The following is a 531-nucleotide window of genomic DNA, read 5'->3' on the forward strand; positions in this document are numbered from 1 at the left end:
TACGTTCGCTTTATATACGATCATATCGTTGACCTCCTGTTTAATCGGATTTAACTTCGGCTCACTTTTGCGTGCCGTTAGGTGCGCTTCTACTAGCGCTTTGAACGCCGCCCATCCGGTCCACTTGCCACCCTCGTACATTAATCGCGGACACACTTTCGCGGACCAATCGTAATGGCGGCGCAATCTATCCGTTCCCCATCCGCGTTCCTTAAGCATCGACGCAACGAGAACCGCCGCGTTATCTAGCGTCTTCGCGTAGTTACCACTTTCGCATATCTCTACGCCGATCGACGTACGGTTGCCGGATTTTGCTGCGCTGCCGTCTCCGCTATGCCAAGCGTTCTCAGTCAGCGGTAAACATTCGATTGCCTCGCGCTCATCAACTACGATATGGAATGACGCTTGGCGCACGTTAGTCGGATTCGTTAGCCATGCGCGTTCATTCGCTGCCGAGGACGCCGGATTACCCGTATTGTGAATCGTAATAGTCGTCGCGCTCATAGCGTATCCAGGCCGCCGATTGCACGC

Annotated in this window: 1 protein-coding gene; it reads right to left on the minus strand. The window is 53.9% G+C overall.

Going from position 1 to position 531, the window contains the following annotated elements:
• Positions 1-531: peptidoglycan recognition protein family protein (locus CA598_RS31715; RefSeq protein ID WP_143812506.1), on the minus strand; the 531-nt coding region annotated here is incomplete at both ends.

It is taken from the genome of Paenibacillus sp. VTT E-133291 (assembly GCF_002264395.1).
GTDB lineage: Bacteria > Bacillota > Bacilli > Paenibacillales > Paenibacillaceae > Paenibacillus_AQ > Paenibacillus_AQ nitricinens.